The organism is Cohnella terricola (assembly GCF_007786475.1).
Taxonomy (GTDB): domain Bacteria; phylum Bacillota; class Bacilli; order Paenibacillales; family Paenibacillaceae; genus Cohnella; species Cohnella terricola.
In genome coordinates this window covers 16,553-34,248 of sequence record NZ_VNJJ01000013.1, presented here as the reverse complement: position 1 = coordinate 34,248, position 17,696 = coordinate 16,553, and the positions used below count along the sequence as shown (strand labels likewise).

General features: G+C 39.7%; 15 protein-coding genes. All 15 read left to right on the top strand.

Annotation, left to right across the window (positions count from 1 at the left end):
* Positions 1-128 precede the first annotated feature (128 nt).
* The 15 genes from FPZ45_RS19160 (at position 129) to rfbH (ending at position 17,653) form a co-directional block, all read left to right on the top strand.
* A complete protein-coding gene (locus FPZ45_RS19160) occupies positions 129-1,433 on the top strand; it encodes a glycosyltransferase family 4 protein (RefSeq protein WP_246120507.1) in 1,305 nt (434 codons plus the stop codon).
* A complete protein-coding gene (locus FPZ45_RS19155) occupies positions 1,423-2,499 on the top strand; it encodes a mannose-1-phosphate guanylyltransferase (RefSeq protein WP_144705466.1) in 1,077 nt (358 codons plus the stop codon). Before FPZ45_RS19160 ends, FPZ45_RS19155 begins: the two co-directional genes overlap by 11 nt.
* Positions 2,500-2,529: 30 nt before the next feature.
* Positions 2,530-3,504 carry a GDP-mannose 4,6-dehydratase gene (gene gmd, locus FPZ45_RS19150; RefSeq protein ID WP_144705464.1) on the top strand — a complete coding sequence of 325 codons (975 nt, stop codon included), beginning with the start codon at positions 2,530-2,532 and terminating at the stop codon, positions 3,502-3,504.
* Positions 3,505-3,515: 11 nt separating this feature from the next.
* Positions 3,516-4,457: a GDP-mannose 4,6-dehydratase gene (locus tag FPZ45_RS19145; RefSeq protein ID WP_144705462.1), complete on the top strand. Its 942-nt coding sequence runs from the start codon at positions 3,516-3,518 to the stop codon at positions 4,455-4,457.
* The gene (locus tag FPZ45_RS19140; protein ID WP_144705460.1) at positions 4,444-5,379 is read left to right on the top strand and encodes a GDP-L-fucose synthase family protein; all 936 of its coding nucleotides are present in this window, start codon (positions 4,444-4,446) and stop codon (positions 5,377-5,379) included. Before FPZ45_RS19145 ends, FPZ45_RS19140 begins: the two co-directional genes overlap by 14 nt.
* Before the next feature lie 11 nt (positions 5,380-5,390).
* Positions 5,391-6,176 (top strand): ABC transporter permease, encoded by a 786-nt coding sequence (locus tag FPZ45_RS19135; protein WP_144705458.1) that lies wholly within the window; start codon positions 5,391-5,393, stop codon positions 6,174-6,176.
* Positions 6,176-7,474 (top strand): ABC transporter ATP-binding protein, encoded by a 1,299-nt coding sequence (locus FPZ45_RS19130; protein WP_144705456.1) that lies wholly within the window; start codon positions 6,176-6,178, stop codon positions 7,472-7,474. Before FPZ45_RS19135 ends, FPZ45_RS19130 begins: the two co-directional genes overlap by 1 nt.
* 9 nt (positions 7,475-7,483) lie before the next feature.
* Positions 7,484-9,046 (top strand): methyltransferase domain-containing protein, encoded by a 1,563-nt coding sequence (locus FPZ45_RS19125; protein ID WP_144705454.1) that lies wholly within the window; start codon positions 7,484-7,486, stop codon positions 9,044-9,046.
* Between the two features lie 17 nt (positions 9,047-9,063).
* Complete coding sequence (locus tag FPZ45_RS19120; RefSeq protein WP_186438468.1) at positions 9,064-9,966, top strand: NAD-dependent epimerase/dehydratase family protein; 903 nt, start codon at positions 9,064-9,066, stop codon at positions 9,964-9,966.
* 46 nt (positions 9,967-10,012) lie between these two features.
* Positions 10,013-11,578, top strand: a complete 1,566-nt coding sequence (locus tag FPZ45_RS19115; RefSeq protein ID WP_186438467.1) for a glycosyltransferase family 4 protein — start codon at positions 10,013-10,015, stop codon at positions 11,576-11,578.
* Between the two features lie 67 nt (positions 11,579-11,645).
* A complete protein-coding gene (locus FPZ45_RS19110; protein WP_144705448.1) occupies positions 11,646-12,782 on the top strand; it encodes a glycosyltransferase family 2 protein in 1,137 nt (378 codons plus the stop codon).
* A 40-nt stretch (positions 12,783-12,822) separates the two neighbouring features.
* A complete protein-coding gene (locus tag FPZ45_RS19105; protein WP_144705446.1) occupies positions 12,823-13,701 on the top strand; it encodes a glycosyltransferase family 2 protein in 879 nt (292 codons plus the stop codon).
* A gap of 49 nt (positions 13,702-13,750) precedes the next feature.
* Positions 13,751-15,697, top strand: coding sequence for a hypothetical protein (locus FPZ45_RS19100; protein WP_144705444.1), 1,947 nt, complete (start codon positions 13,751-13,753; stop codon positions 15,695-15,697).
* Positions 15,684-16,103, top strand: coding sequence for a GtrA family protein (locus tag FPZ45_RS26060; protein WP_144705442.1), 420 nt, complete (start codon positions 15,684-15,686; stop codon positions 16,101-16,103). The genes FPZ45_RS19100 and FPZ45_RS26060 overlap by 14 nt, the downstream gene beginning before the upstream one ends.
* Positions 16,100-17,653: a lipopolysaccharide biosynthesis protein RfbH gene (rfbH, locus tag FPZ45_RS19090; RefSeq protein ID WP_246120506.1), complete on the top strand. Its 1,554-nt coding sequence runs from the start codon at positions 16,100-16,102 to the stop codon at positions 17,651-17,653. Before FPZ45_RS26060 ends, rfbH begins: the two co-directional genes overlap by 4 nt.
* Positions 17,654-17,696: the final 43 nt, after the last annotated feature.

Sequence of the window (17,696 nt, the reverse complement as noted above, 5' to 3'; positions counted from 1 at the left end):
TTTCCTAATATTGTAAATAACAGGCCCCGAAATGGCTTGAATTTAGGCAAAGAATATTCCCTATGTGTTATACTGATGTAAATGATAGAGTAAAATGTCGTTTTTTGCGGCCTTGGCGGTGAGTAGAGTTGAAATCGGTTTTCTTCAGGATGATTTATACAGTAGCTTTGCCATTTAAGAAAATGCTGGTTTTGGTAATTCCCCAGAACGCAAGAAAAAAATTGAAAAAAATAGTAGTTGAACAGGGGTATAGTCGAAAGTTGGAAGGCGTTGCTCTTGCCGGTAACCGTGATAAATTAGATCGAATTACGGGAGTAAACCTTGTAGGCTATTCGCGCGCGGAGATGGGGATAGGCGAATCCTGCAGAATAGCGGCAAAAAGCTTAGCAACTACGCAGGTTGATTATGGGATCCTTAATTTCACTGGTTCTAATTCGTCAAAGATGTCGGATCTCTCATGGACGCATAAGGAAATCGACGCCCCGGAATACAATATAAATGTATTTCATCTCAACGCAGAGCAAATGTTTGAAGTCTATACCTATTTTGGACAACAGTTATTCGAAAATCGGTATAATATAGGATTCTGGCATTGGGAGCTGGAAGATTTCCCGGACGATTGGCTGGATGGTTTCAAGTTTGTTGATGAGATATGGGTACCATCGTCCTTCGTCGCAAATTCGGTAGCCATGAAGAGTCCTGTGCCTGTCGTACGAATCCCTCATGGCATTGAAGTCAAGATCGAGACTCCGCGGAATAGGTCATACTATGGCTTACCGGAGAACACCTTTCTATTTCTAACCATGTATGATATGAATAGCTTCCAAGAACGGAAAAATCCAATGGCTGCGATTAATGCCTTCAAGCATGCTTTCAAGCCAACCGATCGTTCAGTAGGTTTAGTCGTGAAGGTGAATCATGCAAGCTCCAACCGAAGCAATATGAAGCAAATTAATGAAATCATAAAAGGCTATGAGAATATTCATCTGATTAACACGACGCTAAGTCGAAGCGACACGAATGCACTCATTCAATGCACGGACAGTTTTATTTCCTTGCATCGCAGCGAAGGCTTCGGATTAGGGTTGGCAGAAGCCATGTATTTGGGCAAACCCGCCATCGGCACGAACTGGTCGTCGAACGTGGATTTTATGAACGATCAGAACTCTTGTCTTGTTAGATACGAACTCGTTCCACTGGGTCAGGACTATGGCCCATATCAAGCCTATCAAAGATGGGCGGACCCAGACATTGTTCATGCCGGCGAATACATGAAGAAGTTGGTCGAGGATCCGACTTATTATTCTCGGATTGCCGCGAACGGGCAAAAAACGATTAAGCGAGACTTTTCACCCGCAGCTGTAGGAGAGTTGATTACAAGGAGATTAAAGTACATACAACGGCATTTTGGAGGCAAATCGAATGATAACTAGTCTGATTATGGCAGGTGGAAAAGGCGAGAGATTCTGGCCGAAGAGCAGAACCAATCTTCCCAAACAGTTTCTAAATATATCCGGGAATAAGTCTATGATTCAACAGGCTGTTGCAAGGCTTGAGAGGCTAATGCAGATTGAACAGATTTTTATCGTTACGAATGAGTTGTATGCGGAGTTAATCAGTGCACAGATTCCGCATCTGCCGATAGAGAATTTAATCATCGAGCCGTCCGGCAGGAATACTGCGCCTAGTATAGCTTTGTCATCACTCTATATCGAAGAGCGATATCCGGATAGTACCATCATCGTCCTGCCGTCCGATCATATTATTAAGAACGAAGGCGAGTTTGTCGATATTTTGAAGACGGCTAGCGAGGTCGCCGAATCAGGAGAGAATATCGTAACTCTAGGGATTACGCCTACGTATCCCGAAACTGGCTATGGCTATATTGAGAGCGCCAATGAAATCTCAACATTAAATAATCTGGAAGTTCACCGCGTTAGGCGTTTTGTCGAGAAGCCGGATTCGATTACGGCGGAAAGCTACGTCACTTCCGGTAATTATTATTGGAATAGCGGCATGTTTATCTGGAAGTCATCGACGATCCTTGAGTGCTTCAAGAAGTTTATGCCGGCAATCTATGAGATAATGATGGAGATCCAACATAAGATCAAAGCAGGAGCCGCCCAAGAAGCCATTCATCTTGATTTTGCGAAAATGCCCGAAGAATCCATTGATTATGGGATCATGGAGAAGGCCGATAACATTTTTGTCATTCCTTGCAAATTCGGATGGGATGATGTTGGCAGTTGGACGGCGTTAGATCGTATTAACGAACGCGACGACTTTGGGAATGTAATAAAAGGGAATATTTTAAATATCGATACAAAAAGATGCATCATTGAAAGCAATAACGGCAAGTTGGTGGCTACATTGGGGATCGAGGATCTGATTGTAGTCGACACCGATGATGTGACTTTGATATGTTCTAAAGAAAAGGCTCAAGAAATGAAGCTATTGTTGAAAGAACTGCGAGTGCAGAAGATGGAACAATACCTATAAGATATTTATACTAGGAGGAAAAGGATTTTCATGGCTAAAAGAGCGTTAGTTACAGGTGTTACTGGGCAAGACGGTTCGTATTTGGCTGAGCTATTGTTGGAGAAGGGTTATAAGGTGTATGGATTGAGAAGGAGAACCAGTACGCCGATCACCACCAATATTGAACATATTAAAAATGAAATCGAGTTTATTGACGGGGATCTGCTGGATGTTAGTTCTCTGATTAATGCGAACAGAATTGCGAAACCGGATGAAATCTATAACCTTGCCGCACAATCCTTCGTAGGTTCTTCTTGGGAGCAACCGTTGCTGACAGGACAAGTAACCGGCCTAGGTGTTACTAATATGCTGGAAGCATACCGTCTTACGAGCCCGGAAGCGAAATTCTATCAGGCTAGCAGCAGTGAAATGTTCGGTAAGGTTGTTGAAGTGCCGCAAAAAGAATCGACTCCATTCTATCCAAGAAGCCCGTATGGTGTAGCTAAGCTCTATGGGCACTGGGCCACTGTAAATCATAGAGAGAGCTACGATCTCTATGCATGCTCCGGAATCCTATTTAATCACGAGTCTCCGCGTAGAGGGATTGAGTTTGTCACGAGAAAAATTACGGATGCGGTTGCTAGAATTAAGCTCGGCGTACAACAAGAACTGCGGTTGGGCAACTTGGATGCTAAGCGAGACTGGGGTTTCGCTAAGGATTATGTAGAGTGTATGTGGCTAATGCTGCAACAAGAAAGTGGTGATGATTATGTCATTGCTACAGGGGAAACCTACTCAGTTAGGGAATTCTGCAAAATAGCATTTGAATATGTTGGATTAAACTATGAAGATTATGTCGTGGTTGATCCCAAGTTCTTCAGAGCAGCTGAAGTCGACTTATTGATTGGTGACCCACAGAAGTCCATAAGCAAATTGGGGTGGAATCCAAGAAAGACGTCTTTCGAGAAGCTTGTCAAAATGATGGTGGACAGCGACATCGCCAGAATCGAGAAAGAAATACGATAGGTGTGGTCATTTTGAAAGCACTAATTACCGGCGCTAGTGGATTTGTGGGGACGTTTATGACGCGAGCGGTCATGAACAAAGGTATCGATGTACTAGGCGTTTCCAGATCAACGAGTTTTAAGAACGGTATAGAGACAGGGGATTACAGATGCGACATACTCGACAAAGAGAGTCTCAAAGAGATTTTGAATAGCTACAAGCCAAACTATATCGTCCATCTCGCCGGTCCCGCTTATATACCGGATTGTTTTAATCGGCCTGAATATACGTATGACACGATCTTTACCGGAACTTTGAATTTGTTGGAATCCATACGTGAGCTACAACTTGTTACGAGAATTTTGTATGTTAGTTCAGCTGATATCTACGGTGGTGCGACTAAGGGGGTTCTCTCTGAAGAGGACCCATACGAACCAAACAATCCCTATTCTTCTGCGAAGGCTTGTGCTGAATTGTTGTGCAAGCAATACTATTTGTCTTACGGAATGGACATCCTGATAGCAAGGCCGTTTAATCATACGGGGCCAGGTCAATCAACGGATTTTGTGTGTTCTAGTTTTGCTTATCAAGTTGCTCAGATGAAGAGAAATGGTAAGCAAGAGCTCTATACCGGCAATATTGATGTGAAACGAGACTTTTTAGATGTTAGGGACGTTGTAGAAGCGTACTTGTGCATACTTGAAAAGGGAGTCATTGGGGACGTATATAATGTTTGCTCGGGAAATGCGACGCCCATTCGGGATATTGTTAATATCTTGTTTCAACAAGCTGGAATAGTTGATCCAATAATAAGAATTGATCAGAAAAAAATTAGAAAAACCGATATTAAAGTAAGGTTGGGCGACAACTCGAAACTTACTTTAACATTGAATTGGAAACCTAAATACACGATTGAAGAGACAATAGCTGATTTGTTCATATATTGGAAGGAGAATATTCATGTTAAAGAATAAGCGTATTGTAGTTACCGGAGGAGCAGGTTTTTTAGGACGTCATGTAGTAGAGAAGCTTCGCCTTCGCGGTTGTTCTGAAATTTATGTGCCGCGCAGCAAAGATTACGATCTGATTACCGAGACCGGTATCGTCAAGATGTTCGAGGATATGAAGCCTGACTACGTTATCCATCTGGCAGCGGTTGTCGGAGGAATTGGCGCTAATCGCGTAAATCCGGGAAAATATTTCTACGAAAATCTAATGATGGGAACTCAACTAATTGAAAAATCCCGTCAGTATGAGTTAGAGAAGTTTGTAGCGGTAGGAACGATATGCGCGTATCCGAAATTTACACCCGTTCCGTTTCAAGAAGATGATCTATGGATTGGATATCCAGAGGAAACGAATGCTCCATATGGATTGGCTAAAAAAATGATGCTTGTTCAATCTCAGGCTTATCGCCAACAATACGGATTTAATTCTATCTACTTGCTGCCAGTGAATTTATATGGTCCTTATGATAATTTCGACCTGGAATCTTCACATGTAATCCCTGCTCTCATTCGCAAATGCGTCGAAGCAGTTGAGAGGGGAGATAAGCAGATCGTATGCTGGGGCACTGGTTCTGCTACGCGGGAATTTATCTACGTTGATGATGCGGCTGAAGCAATCGTTGCAGCTGCTGAGAAATACAACGACAGTGAGCCTGTCAATATCGGTTCAGGCATGGAGATCTCCATTAAGGATTTGGTAGAGTTGATCACTAAATTAACTGGGTTTGAAGGGGAAATTGTCTGGGATTCGTCCAAACCTGATGGACAACCTCGCAGATGCCTGGATATCAATAGAGCAAAGCAGGAGTTCGGGTTTGAAGCACAAACGAAGTTTGAAGATGGGCTGAGACAGACGATTGAATGGTACAGAAATAACCAAAGTAATTAGGTGAGTATCAGATGTTGCGAGAACTATGGGTCTATCGCACATATATCTATGAGAATGCAATAGCAGATTTGCGAAATAGATATGCGGGGTCCTTGCTAGGCGTGCTTTGGAATATCATACAGCCGCTATTTCAGATCCTTATTTTTACTTTTATATTCTCGGAGATAATGGTTGCCAGGCTCCCCGGAATTGATTCGGCTAGTGCATTCGCAACCTATTTATGCGCAGGGATTCTACCTTGGGGGGCATTCACAGATACGGTTCTGCGTGGAACAAACGCATTAGTCGTCAACGCTACTTATCTCAAGAAATTGCCTGTTCCTGAGCATATTTTCATTGCGCAAGTAGTCTTGTCTTCATTCCTATTGCTCAGCGTATCTATGATCCTGTTATTAATAGTAGTATTGATCAATGGCGGCATGATAACGTCAATGTGGTTACTAATGGTTCCTCTGCTGATGTTATTTCAGTTGTTTGGATTCGGCATTGCATTGACCTTTGGCGTCATCAATGTATTCTTTAGGGATGTAGGGCAATTTCTAGGAACATTGATTCAAATCTGGATGTGGATGACACCAATCGTTTATTTGAAAGAGATCGTTCCTGATTATTTACAAGATATCTTTCTATATAATCCTGCATTCTGGTTCATTGATTCTCTCCATAAAATCATTGTATTCTCGGAATTACCCTCACTCATGCATTGGATTGTCATGGCGAGCGTGACTATAATCTCTTTAGTTACAGGGAGTTTGGTATTAAAGAAATTAAGAAGTGAGATAAGGGATGTATTGTAATGGAGAACGTAATTGAGGTTAAGAATTTATCCAAACGCTATAAAATCTACAAAAGCCCATATCATCGGTTGATGGAATGGGCTTCTTTGGGTAAACTGAAGCGTCATGATGAGTTCTGGGCGTTAAAAGATATAAGCTTTGAATTGAAAAAAGGACAATGCTTAGGGATTATCGGAGTGAACGGGGCAGGTAAGAGCACGCTCCTCAAAATATTATCCGGAGCCATTTGGCCGTCAAGCGGATTGTTCCGTGTAAATGGAAAGATGGTATCATTACTGGAGCTTGGTACGGGTTTCCATCCGGAACTATCCGGTATAGACAACATTATGAATAGTGGGAAACTACTTGGGTTTTCGAACGAGTATCTGACCGGGAAAATCGATGCGATCGTTGAGTTCTCTGAACTAGGGGATTTCATACATCAGCCTGTCAAAAACTATTCTTCGGGGATGTACGTGAGGCTTGCATTCTCAATGTACGCAAATTTAGAACCAGATATCTATGTTGTTGATGAAGCGTTATCTGTTGGCGATATTTTTTTTCAGCAGAAATGTTTTAATTTCCTTAATACATTAATGGATAATGGCACATCCATCATCTTAGTAACTCATGATATGCAAACTGTTCTTCAGTTTTGCGATAATGTTATCTTGTTGAAGGATGGAAAGAGTTATATGGAGGGCCATCCAGTCGAGATGGTTAACCTTTACTATACATTGCATAACATTCAAGAAGACAATACGGACGTTGCTTTACTAGAATCCAGCCAAGAAGAAGTTTCGGTTCCATTAGAAGCAACCTTAAATATATCGGGTGCGGCAGGTATGCAAAGAGGAAATGGAAAGGTAGAGATTCTGGGCGTAGCTTTACTCGATCATTCCGGAAAAATGACAACCAGTGCGCAAACCGGAGAGATGATGAAATTAGTTATTTATGCCGAGTCGAAAGAGGATGTGGCTGACCTAACATTTGCTTATCAGTTCACGGACCGATTCAATACCGTTGTCTTTGGGCAGAATTCATATATGGTCACTAAACGGAAAATTTCGGCAAAGCAGGGAGAAGTGTTTCAAGCCATCTTCGAGATCGAAATGAGTCTCTATCAAGGCCTGTATACTTTAGCGATCGGTGCAAGCGATTGCCAAACAGAAGTTGGAAATGAAATTTATACTTGGATTGAAGGCTGTCTAACGCTGGAGATCGTTAAGCCGGAATGGCGTACTTTTCACGGAGTTGCTTATATGAAAACGAATTTTCAATTAAAATCGGATTCGAAGGTATACAACACTAAGGATTAGAGGTGCAATATGATTAATTATCCAGATACAGAACATTCATCTGAAGATTTGTATGATATTGCATATAAATGGGGATGGGAAACAGAGCAATTCAAAGAGCTTGTATTCTTATGTTATAAAACTCCTAACTTTAGTGAAAATGCACACCGCTTCTATGAGAGTGAAGAATTTGCAAGCGCACTTGCTCAATTTGATTCGTTGGGTAAACCTGCGAATATAAATACTCGCGTATTAGATTTCGGATGCGGAAATGGCGTAGCGTCCTACTCGTTAGCTAGGGCTGGATACACTGTAGTAGGCATTGATTCATCTCTTGGAGAGATAGCAGGAATTAATGCCGCATCTAAAATCATTGGTTTAGACGGAGTACATTTTACCTTAAAGCATTCTCAAGGGGAGAAGCTGGAGTTCGAGGATGAAAGCTTTGATATTATTTGGATGAGAGAAGTTCTTCATCATATTAAGGATTTGCAGTCCTTTCTGACAGATTTGAAAAGGATTTTGAAGCCGGGAGGTATCATTTGCTGTCTGCGAGATGTGGTGATATGGAATGAAGAGCAAAGGGAACACTTCTTTGATACACATCCGTTCTATCCCATTACTAAGGACGAAGGCTGCTATTATCTAGATGAGTATATATTTGCTTTTAAGAGTTCAGGCTTAGCATTAAAACGAATAGATCATCCATACTCCTCTCCAATAAATACGTATCCAAGCCCATATGAAGAAGGAAAATATTTCGATTCTGAGTCCGCTAAAGCCCGAACTCACGGATACGATTTATATTCCTTTATCGCTGTAAAGGAGAATCTTAGTGTGACGGGAAAAACTATGAATAATAATTTATTTGAATATAAACAAAATTACTATGGGTCCGTAATACTGAATCCAAAGACAATGGCGAATATTTGTACCTCATTGCAAAATTGGTTTGAAGTTCTGAATTTTCATCATTTGCTTGCAAGTGATGATTATGTTGAGTACTTGGATGCCTTCTATAGAGAAAGTATTAAGCGGTTCGGTGACAGTTGGGAGTATATGGATATCGTTAATGTATTATACGGAGCATCCAAGGTACTTCAGCCAAAAAACTATTTAGAAATCGGTGTACGTCGGGGCAGATCGGTATGCACGGTTGTTCGAGGATGCCCTGACGTGAATATCACAGCATTCGATATGTGGATATCCAATTATGCCGGCATGGATAATCCGGGCCCTGATTTTGTGCAATCGGAGTTAAAGAAACACAATCATCGAGGGAACGTGGAGTTTATTAACGGGGATAGCCACGTAACGGTACCAGATTTTTTAGCGCGCAATCCAGAAGTTACTTATGATATGATCACTGTGGACGGCGATCACTCGGAGGACGGCGCGTTCGATGATTTATGTAATGTTATTCCTCGCCTAGCGCCTGGTGGGGTATTGGTATTCGATGATATTTCACACCCGGCACATCCGTATTTGATAGATGTTTGGAGAAGAGCAATAGCCCAGCATCCTTTTTTAGTTGGATATGAATTCACTGAATTAGGTTACGGTGTTGCGTTTGCGATTAGGAAAGGAGAGTAATTCAGATCGAACGTGTTTTGATTACTGGCGCAGGTGGGTTTCTGGGATCTCATATCAGTCGATACCTGAAAACACAGAATCATAAAGTTTACGTCACAGGTCGTTTCTCAAAGACAGAACCCACGTGGTTTAAATCTATGGATGGTTATTATACGGTTAGCCTTCCAGATAATACATTAAATCAAATACTTCGTGAGGTTAAACCTACGATACTTGTACATTGTGCAGGTTCTTCTTCTATTGCAAGCTCATTGGCTGATCCTTATAACGATTACTTAAATACGGTTGGTTTAACTGCATCTGTTCTTGAAGCTATTCGTCAAGATGCTCCTGAATGCAAACTTATTTTTCCTTCAAGTGCAGCTGTGTATGGCAATCCATCCGTCATACCAATATCGGAGACGGTAAACTGTTCCCCAATATCACCTTATGGGACACATAAAATGGTTTCGGAAAAATTGATCGAAGAATATTTCCAACGTTATGGCGTTTCTCATACGATACTTAGAGTATTCTCGGCTTACGGCATCGGACTAAGAAAACAAGTCATCTATGATATGTGTAAGAAGTTTACCGATCCAACAACCGAGTATGTGGAAGTATATGGAACTGGAACTGAGAGCAGAGACTTTATACATATTTTCGATATTTGTAGAGCAATGGATTATGTGATGAAGCCTAATGCGCAAGGAATATATAATTTAGGATCAGGTAGACAAACCACAGTCTCTGAACTCGTGGAACTGATCAAAAAAAATTATAACAACTCTAAATCTATTCGGTTTACTGGGGAAGTACGGCTAGGAGATCCAATAAACTGGGAAGCGAATATAGATAAAATTTCTAAATTAGGATTTCGATCGACAATACCACTAGAACAAGGGCTTAAAGAATATTGCGAATGGTATGGAAAGAAATAATATAACAGTTTCAAGGTACAACTAATTAATGAGAGGGGGCGATATAATGATCCCAAATATTCGTGTCGGTATTCCAATTATCGGTGGCACTTGGTGGATGGGAGGAGTCTCCTATATCGAATTACTTGTCCGTGCTGTTTCTTCACTAAAAAAAGAAGTTCGACCGGATTTATATTTGATTGTTTATGATCATAATTTGAAAGACTTATCTTTACACGAAACACTAGTTCCATTAGTAAGCGGGATTATCTATATTGGTGAAAATTATTCGGAAATGAAAAAATACATCAGCCACGATGTTATTCATTTTCGATCTCATAATAAACTTTTTACTTTTATTGATTTTTATTTTCCAGTTAATACGGATCTACTACCTCGTAAGAATGCAGGTACCTGGATTCCGGATTTCCAACATTTCTACTTACCTGAATTTTTTTCTCAATCAGATTTGGAGTGGCGTCACTCGAGGTTCCAAAAGCTTGCAGAGCAGTCACATCTAATTATATTTAGCAGTGAAGATGCAAGGAGCGATTTTCGAAAGTTTTTCCCGAACTCAAAAGCGACAACGGAAGTACTGCACTTTTATGCTATGCCGCAAGATTCGTGGTATGAATCAGATCCAAAGGAAGTAAGGGAAAAGTACGGGATTCCGGAAAGATTTATTATATGTTCCAACCAGTTTTGGGTGCATAAAAATCACAAAAAATTATTCGAAGCTTTTTCTAAGATCGATCAAACCGAAACGGAAATTGCATTAGTATGCACAGGTTCAACCGAAGACTATCGTTCTGCAGAATACTATCAAGAACTTCAGGAATATATTCAAAAGCTTGGATTGTCATCTGTTGTATATTTATTGGGTATGATACCTCGAGATGAACAGATTCAGTTAATGCGAGGCAGCCTGTTTGTCGTTCAACCCTCCTTATTTGAAGGATGGAGCACTGTTGTTGAGGATAGCAGGGCTTTAGGTAAAGATATACTTTTGTCAGATTTGATTGTAAATATAGAACAGGCACCCGAGCACGGAGTGTTTTTTAAACGGAATGACTCTAATGATTTAGCGGAAAAAATGGAGAAATTAATTCGTAGAACAGAACCGGGGCCTAATGCAAGCAAAGAAGCTGAAGCCAGAACTAAAGCGAAAGAAAATGTTCTGTTGTATGCAAAAAAGTTTTGTAATATAGTGAACATTTCACTCGAGGCCAAATCAAAATACTACGAGGCTTGGCTAAAAGAAAGTGATGAAGTAATTGAGACTCAAGAAGAAACAATTTATCATCTAGAAAGCAAGCTTAAGGAAAGTGAGTTAGATAGACAAGCCCGATTGGAAGTTATCAATGATCTACAGAAGCATTTAGCAGAAAGTGAATTAGATAGGCAAGCTCGATTGGAAGTTATCAATGATCTACAGAAGCATTTAGCAGAAAGTGAGTTAGATAGGCAAGCTCGATTGGGAGTTATAAATCAATTAAAGAGCCAGTTGTTAGATAGTGAGGCTGATCGGGAAGCGACTGAAAAATTATTGACGGAGTTATCGGATAAACTAAAAGAATACGAAATAAATACGGCCAACAAATTATGGTTGTTGAAGAGAATAATAAAGATTTAACGGCTAGATATAGCCGAGCTAATCAAATCAAATCAAATCAAATCAAATCGTCAAAGGAGTATTTAAGATGTTACATTACCCACTAGTAACAATAGTGACGCCTTCATATAATCAAGGTCAATTCATTGAGGCAACTATACAAAGTGTTTTGAATCAAAATTATCCTAACCTTGAATATCTAATCATCGATGGCGGGTCCTCCGACAACACATTGGAAATAATTAAAAAATACGATGGGAAGTTAAAGTGGATTTCCGAGAAGGATAAGGGACAATCCGATGCAATCAATAAAGGTTTCAAGATGGCTAGTGGGGAAATCGTTGCTTGGTTAAATTCGGATGATACTTATGAACCGGGTGCAATTGAAGCTGCAGTTAAATATTTCGAAGCCCATAAAGATGTCGCACTTGTATATGGGGAAGGGGATATCATTGATCGAGAAGGGAACAAAGTGAAACGATTTATCGGGACACAAGCATTTGACCTTTGGACCCTTATTCATATGTCGGACTATATTATGCAGCCGGCAACATTCTTTAAGAGAGATGCGCTTTATAGTGTTGGGTACTTAGAAGAGAAATTAAATTGGTGTATGGATTGGGATTTATGGATTAAACTGGCTTCGAAGCATGAAGTTGGGTATATCAATCAGGTATTAGCGAATTCAAGAGAATATGAAGATACAAAGACGAGCACAGGGGGCTGGAAAAGATTTAGAGAACTTGTATCCTTAATGAGGAAGCATGGCAATATGAAGTATCCACCGGGGTACTTTTTTTACGGTGCTGATACGTTATATACACAGTTAAATCATAGGCCCTTTGTCCTTAAAGTAGTTTCAAAAGTCATTAATATTTTTCTTAAATATATGCACAAAAAGCTACCTATTCAATATTCAGATGGATGGGTTGGAAAAGAGTATCGGATTAACCTAATTGGAAACAAAAAAATCGATTTTACGATTATGCCGGATATCGCCACTATCCTTCCACTCAAAATCAAAATCTATAGTGATGGTCAGTTGTATAAAAAGTTAACTATCGATCATGCAGAGTCTACAGAAGTTTCGGTTGAGGTACAGGGTTCAGATCAATTGCATGAGATCCGAGTTATTGCTAACAAAACAGTCATCCCAGCTCAAATTGATAGAAATAGTAGGGACTCTCGGCAATTGTCTGTTCGAATAGCAAATAAAATTTCGTGAATATGAAGTCTACGCAGTTCATGAAGGGGGATGACTTGCATTGGTTTTAGAGAAAGAAGTGGATGCTGTGCTTGTCACTGTGGTTACTCCTTCATACAATCAAGGTAGATTCATCAAGGAAACGATTGAAAGTGTTCTCACGCAAGATTACCCGAATATAGAGTATATAATAGTAGATGGCGGCTCCACAGATGAGACTATTGAGATTCTAAAAAGCTACGGGGAACGAATTCGGTGGATATCAGAGAATGATGAAGGACAAGCGGATGCGGTGAACAAAGGCATAAGTATGGCCCGCGGTGAAGTTATCGGATGGTTGAATTCGGATGATACGTATCTTCCAGGAGCAATATCTAAGGTAGCTAATGAATTTAACCTTAATTCTGGGATTGATATGGTATACGGAGAAGGTTACCATATTAGTGAACATGGGGATATACTAGATCGGTATCCAACAGAAAAGTACGATTGGGAAAAACTGGCGCAAACCTGTTTCATCTGCCAGCCAACAGCTTTTATTAGAAAAAACGTAATTGAAAATTTAGGAGGGTTAAATAAGAATCTGCAACTGTGCATGGATTACGATTTGTGGATTAGAATTGGACAAACTTACGAGATCAAATATATTTCTGAATATCTTGCCACTTCCCGTTTATATGAATCGAATAAAACTTTGTCCAGAACGGATGAAGTATATTCCGAAGCCGTTACTACTGTAAAAAAATATTATGGATTCGTTCCACTTACATGGGTTTACGGTTACGTTTACAACAGCAGTGCGTACAAATCGTCAAAAGGCTTAACGAGACTAAAATTTTATGCCTTGTTAAAATTCATTACCATAAATAGAAGACATCCAGTACTATGCATTAAACAATTAATGGCCTCTTTTTTGAAAAAAATGCTGCAGCTCCGTTAAATGCTGATAAGTTTACCCGAATCTATTCTTGAGCAGAGGTGTCCCTTTCTTGAAAAAAATAAATCCAAGCACCTTGTTTCCATATATGGCTGGTGTGTTGGCGTGGATGTTCGTAGTTTATCCGTCATTAATTCAGGTCGATTGGTTTTATCTAGACACAGCAACGTTCACACAAATTGGTAAGAATCTCTTTAATACAACATGGCTGATACCGGATGAAACCGGCCGTTATATTCCGTTTTTTTGGTTCTACTATGCAGTAACGTATTTCTTTTTCGCTGATGATTTATTTTGGTATTTCTTGATTCAATCCTGTATTACGTTACTTATCACACTTTTGATTATTTATATCTCGAAATGGATGAGTAAAAGCAACTTAATAGCAATTTTCGCAGTTTTTTTATTTTTCACATGCTCACCGGTAGCTGAAAATGTATATACCATTGGAAAGCAAGAACATTTAATACTCTTTTTTATTTTATTGTTGGTTTTCTTTCAGATTCGATATATTCAATCTACTAGTCGAATAAAAAAGATTCTTGCTCTAGCTGGGGGAGTCCTGAGTACTCTTCTAGCGTGCTGGTCCAAAGAAACAAGTTTGGTTATCGCCGTTTATGCTATAGCGGCAGGTCTTATTAGTTTTATGTTAGACAAGAGATATGGAACCACTCAACTAAAAGGGTCATTGTATTACTACGTGGGGGTGGTAGCTGCAGTAATAGCTTCTAAATTGCCTGGTTTGTTATTTCAGAAAGGTGATGCTTCTTATACCTCCTATGTTATTGATTTGAACTTGATCCTAAATAACATTAAATTTTATTTTATCCAACAGCCGGATGTTATTATCACTGGTCTGTTGGCCCTTTGTATTGCTGCATTTATGTTATGGAAAAGGGCTCGATTTGATCAAGAGCTGCCAATTCTCATAGGAATGTTGGCTATGGCATGGAGTTATTTAGGAGGATTGTTGATTTGGAGATGGTCTCTTGGATATTACTTGTATGCTATAGCGGCAATATTCGTGTTGGTTCTGTCCGTGCTTATAGGGCGGTTTAGATTAATATCAATTCGTAATAGAACGCTAATCTTAGTTTGCGTTATGTTAGCAACTGGAGCCACTCGGTTGTACAGCATTCCGTATAATGTTTTTATGGCTTCTACGCAGACGACAATGGCTGAATTATATTCAGATGCCATCAAACACTACGTAAATACTGCACAGAGTGGGCAAAGATTGATTATTGAGAATTGGGCTTTTTATCAAGAGCCGACGACACTGACGAATACGTTAGTTGCTGAAATATACGGAAGAAAAGATTTGAAGGTTGATGGTATACGGGATATTTTTGATCCATCATTAGTTACTCCGGAAATTCAGAAGCTTTATCGGTTTAATGAAATCCCGAAAACTGATGATAGAATGCCAAAAGTCAATGATTATATTCTTTTACTTAAAGGACATATACCTGCTTATTGGGTGCTAAGAGGTACAAGTCCATTTATGAATGACACATCCATATTTAAAAACGAAGGAATGGATTTAAAACTGGTTGCTCAAGATCGCGTTGATTCAAAAAGTATTTATGTTGATTACCATACAAAGATGCCGGTATTTGGGGATACGTATATTGGATATGAGTTGTATCAAGTAGTTAGTAGCAATTTCGTAAAATGGACAGATCGACAACCAGATGGATGGATAGGAAAGACGGCTAGTGTAGAATTGAATCCTCAGGGTAGGAAAGAAGTTAGTTTTAAAGTCATGCTGCCTAGTGTATTTTCGTCTAATGAAATTCGTTTTTGGGTTGATGGCGTTTTGTGCAAGGAGGCTAAATTGGATAAACCGGGAGAGTCTATCATAGCGATTCCAATTAGTTCCGCGGAAGCCAATACCGTGAAAATTGATATTGAAGTGCAAAAGACATTTATCCCCAAAGAGCACAATATAAATACCGATGAAAGAACTTTAGGAGTTACTGTTGATGTGGTTAAATAGACAAAAAGCAAAATTAGATAAACAACCAATTAAATTCATCGTGGTTGGATTCTCGAACACAATGTTATCTTACTTGCTGTTTGTTATATGTGTTGAGATTTTTAATCTGTCGCATAGTTGGTCGCTAGGCATTTCCTATCTAGTTGGAATTGTTAATAGTTATTATTGGAATCGAAAATGGACTTTTCGGTTACAAAATTATAGTGGCATGGCTCCATTTTTGAAATTTATCTCGGTATATTTCCTTACGTATTTAGTAAATCTAGCAGTGTTAGAAATACTAATGAGTGCAAACTTATGGAATAGCTTAATTAACCAGGCCGTAGCATTAACTGTTACAACAATGATGAGTTACACAGGCCACAAATACTGGAGTTTTAAATCCCAAACAGAGGTGTCAAAATGATTAAGGTTGGAAGTGTTATTGAATTAATAGACGATCGATCGTATGGTATCGTCCTTGAAGTGTTAAAAGGCAAATTGGAAATTGTTAGATTAAAGCCGGAACAATCAGTCCCGATTGAAAACTATCAATTACTCATCACCTACGGCGGTGGGAAATATTTATGTGATGTTTCTGAGAAAGAAATACTTCCGGAAACTAACGTTTCAGTATTAGGAACATTAAACAAAGAAAGTCTCGAATCTATATTCAGAAAAGTAATTCTCTCTAAAGTAGATACTTTTTATCATCAATTCCATGTGAAGGATCAGCCCTTTGATTCGGAGAAAACGGCATTGAGCTATGGTGGTCGTGTGTATGATGAAAAGGAAATGGTGAATCTTGTCGACTCCTCTTTGGATTTCTGGTTAACGGCAGGTAGATACTCTAAACAATTTGAGAGAGAGTTTGCTCAATTTCTCGGGGTAAGATATGCTCTTCTAACAAACTCAGGATCTTCAGCGAATCTTCTCGCCTTTTCGACGCTCACCTCTCCTAAACTAGGAGATCGCAGGGTAAAACCAGGTGATGAGGTAATCACAGTTGCTGCTGGTTTTCCGACAACGGTAGCTCCAATCGTACAAAATGGTGCCATTCCAGTGTTCTTGGATGTAGAACTGGGAACGTACAATATTATCGCGGATCAAATTGAGGAAGCTGTCACGGCTAAGACAAAGGCAATCATGATAGCTCATACAATGGGGAATCCCTTTGAGTTGGACAAAGTTATGGAAGTCGCAAAGAAATATAAGCTGTGGGTTATAGAAGATAACTGTGATGCTTTAGGGTCCACTTTTAATGGGAAGTTAACCGGTTCTCACGGCCATATTGGAACATCCAGTTTTTATCCTCCGCATCATATGACGATGGGAGAGGGCGGAGCTGTCTACACCAACGACCCGCAACTTAAAATGATAATCGAATCGTTCCGGGATTGGGGCAGAGACTGCTGGTGTCCTTCAGGATGCGATGATACTTGTAAGAAACGATTTGGTTGGGAACTCGGTTCATTACCGTTCGGATATGATCATAAATACACTTATTCTCATGTCGGATATAATCTTAGAGTCACCGACATGCAAGCTTCTGTTGGAGTAGAACAGTTGAAAAAGGTTCCAATGTTCACAGCAGCCAGGAAAAATAACTTTAAGCGCCTTCGTGATGGACTGCAGGATCTAGAGGAATTTTTTATACTTCCTACCGCAACAGAGAATTCTGATCCTAGCTGGTTTGGATTTATATTAACTTTGCAAGATGGTGTGAAGTTCACCAAAAATGATATTGTGAGATATTTGGAAAGCAACCGAATTCAAACCCGAATGTTATTTGCAGGTAATTTGGTGCGTCAACCAGCATTTCAGAATGTGAACTTTAGGATCCATAAAGATTTGAAAAATACGGATAAGATTTTGCATGACACATTCTTAGTCGGCGTCTATCCGGGTCTTACCAATGAGATGATTGACTACACGGTACACAAGATTAGGGAATTTGTTAGTAAATTTGCTGAATAATACAGCATGAATTAACACCGCAAACACTATTTTTTGTCGAGTG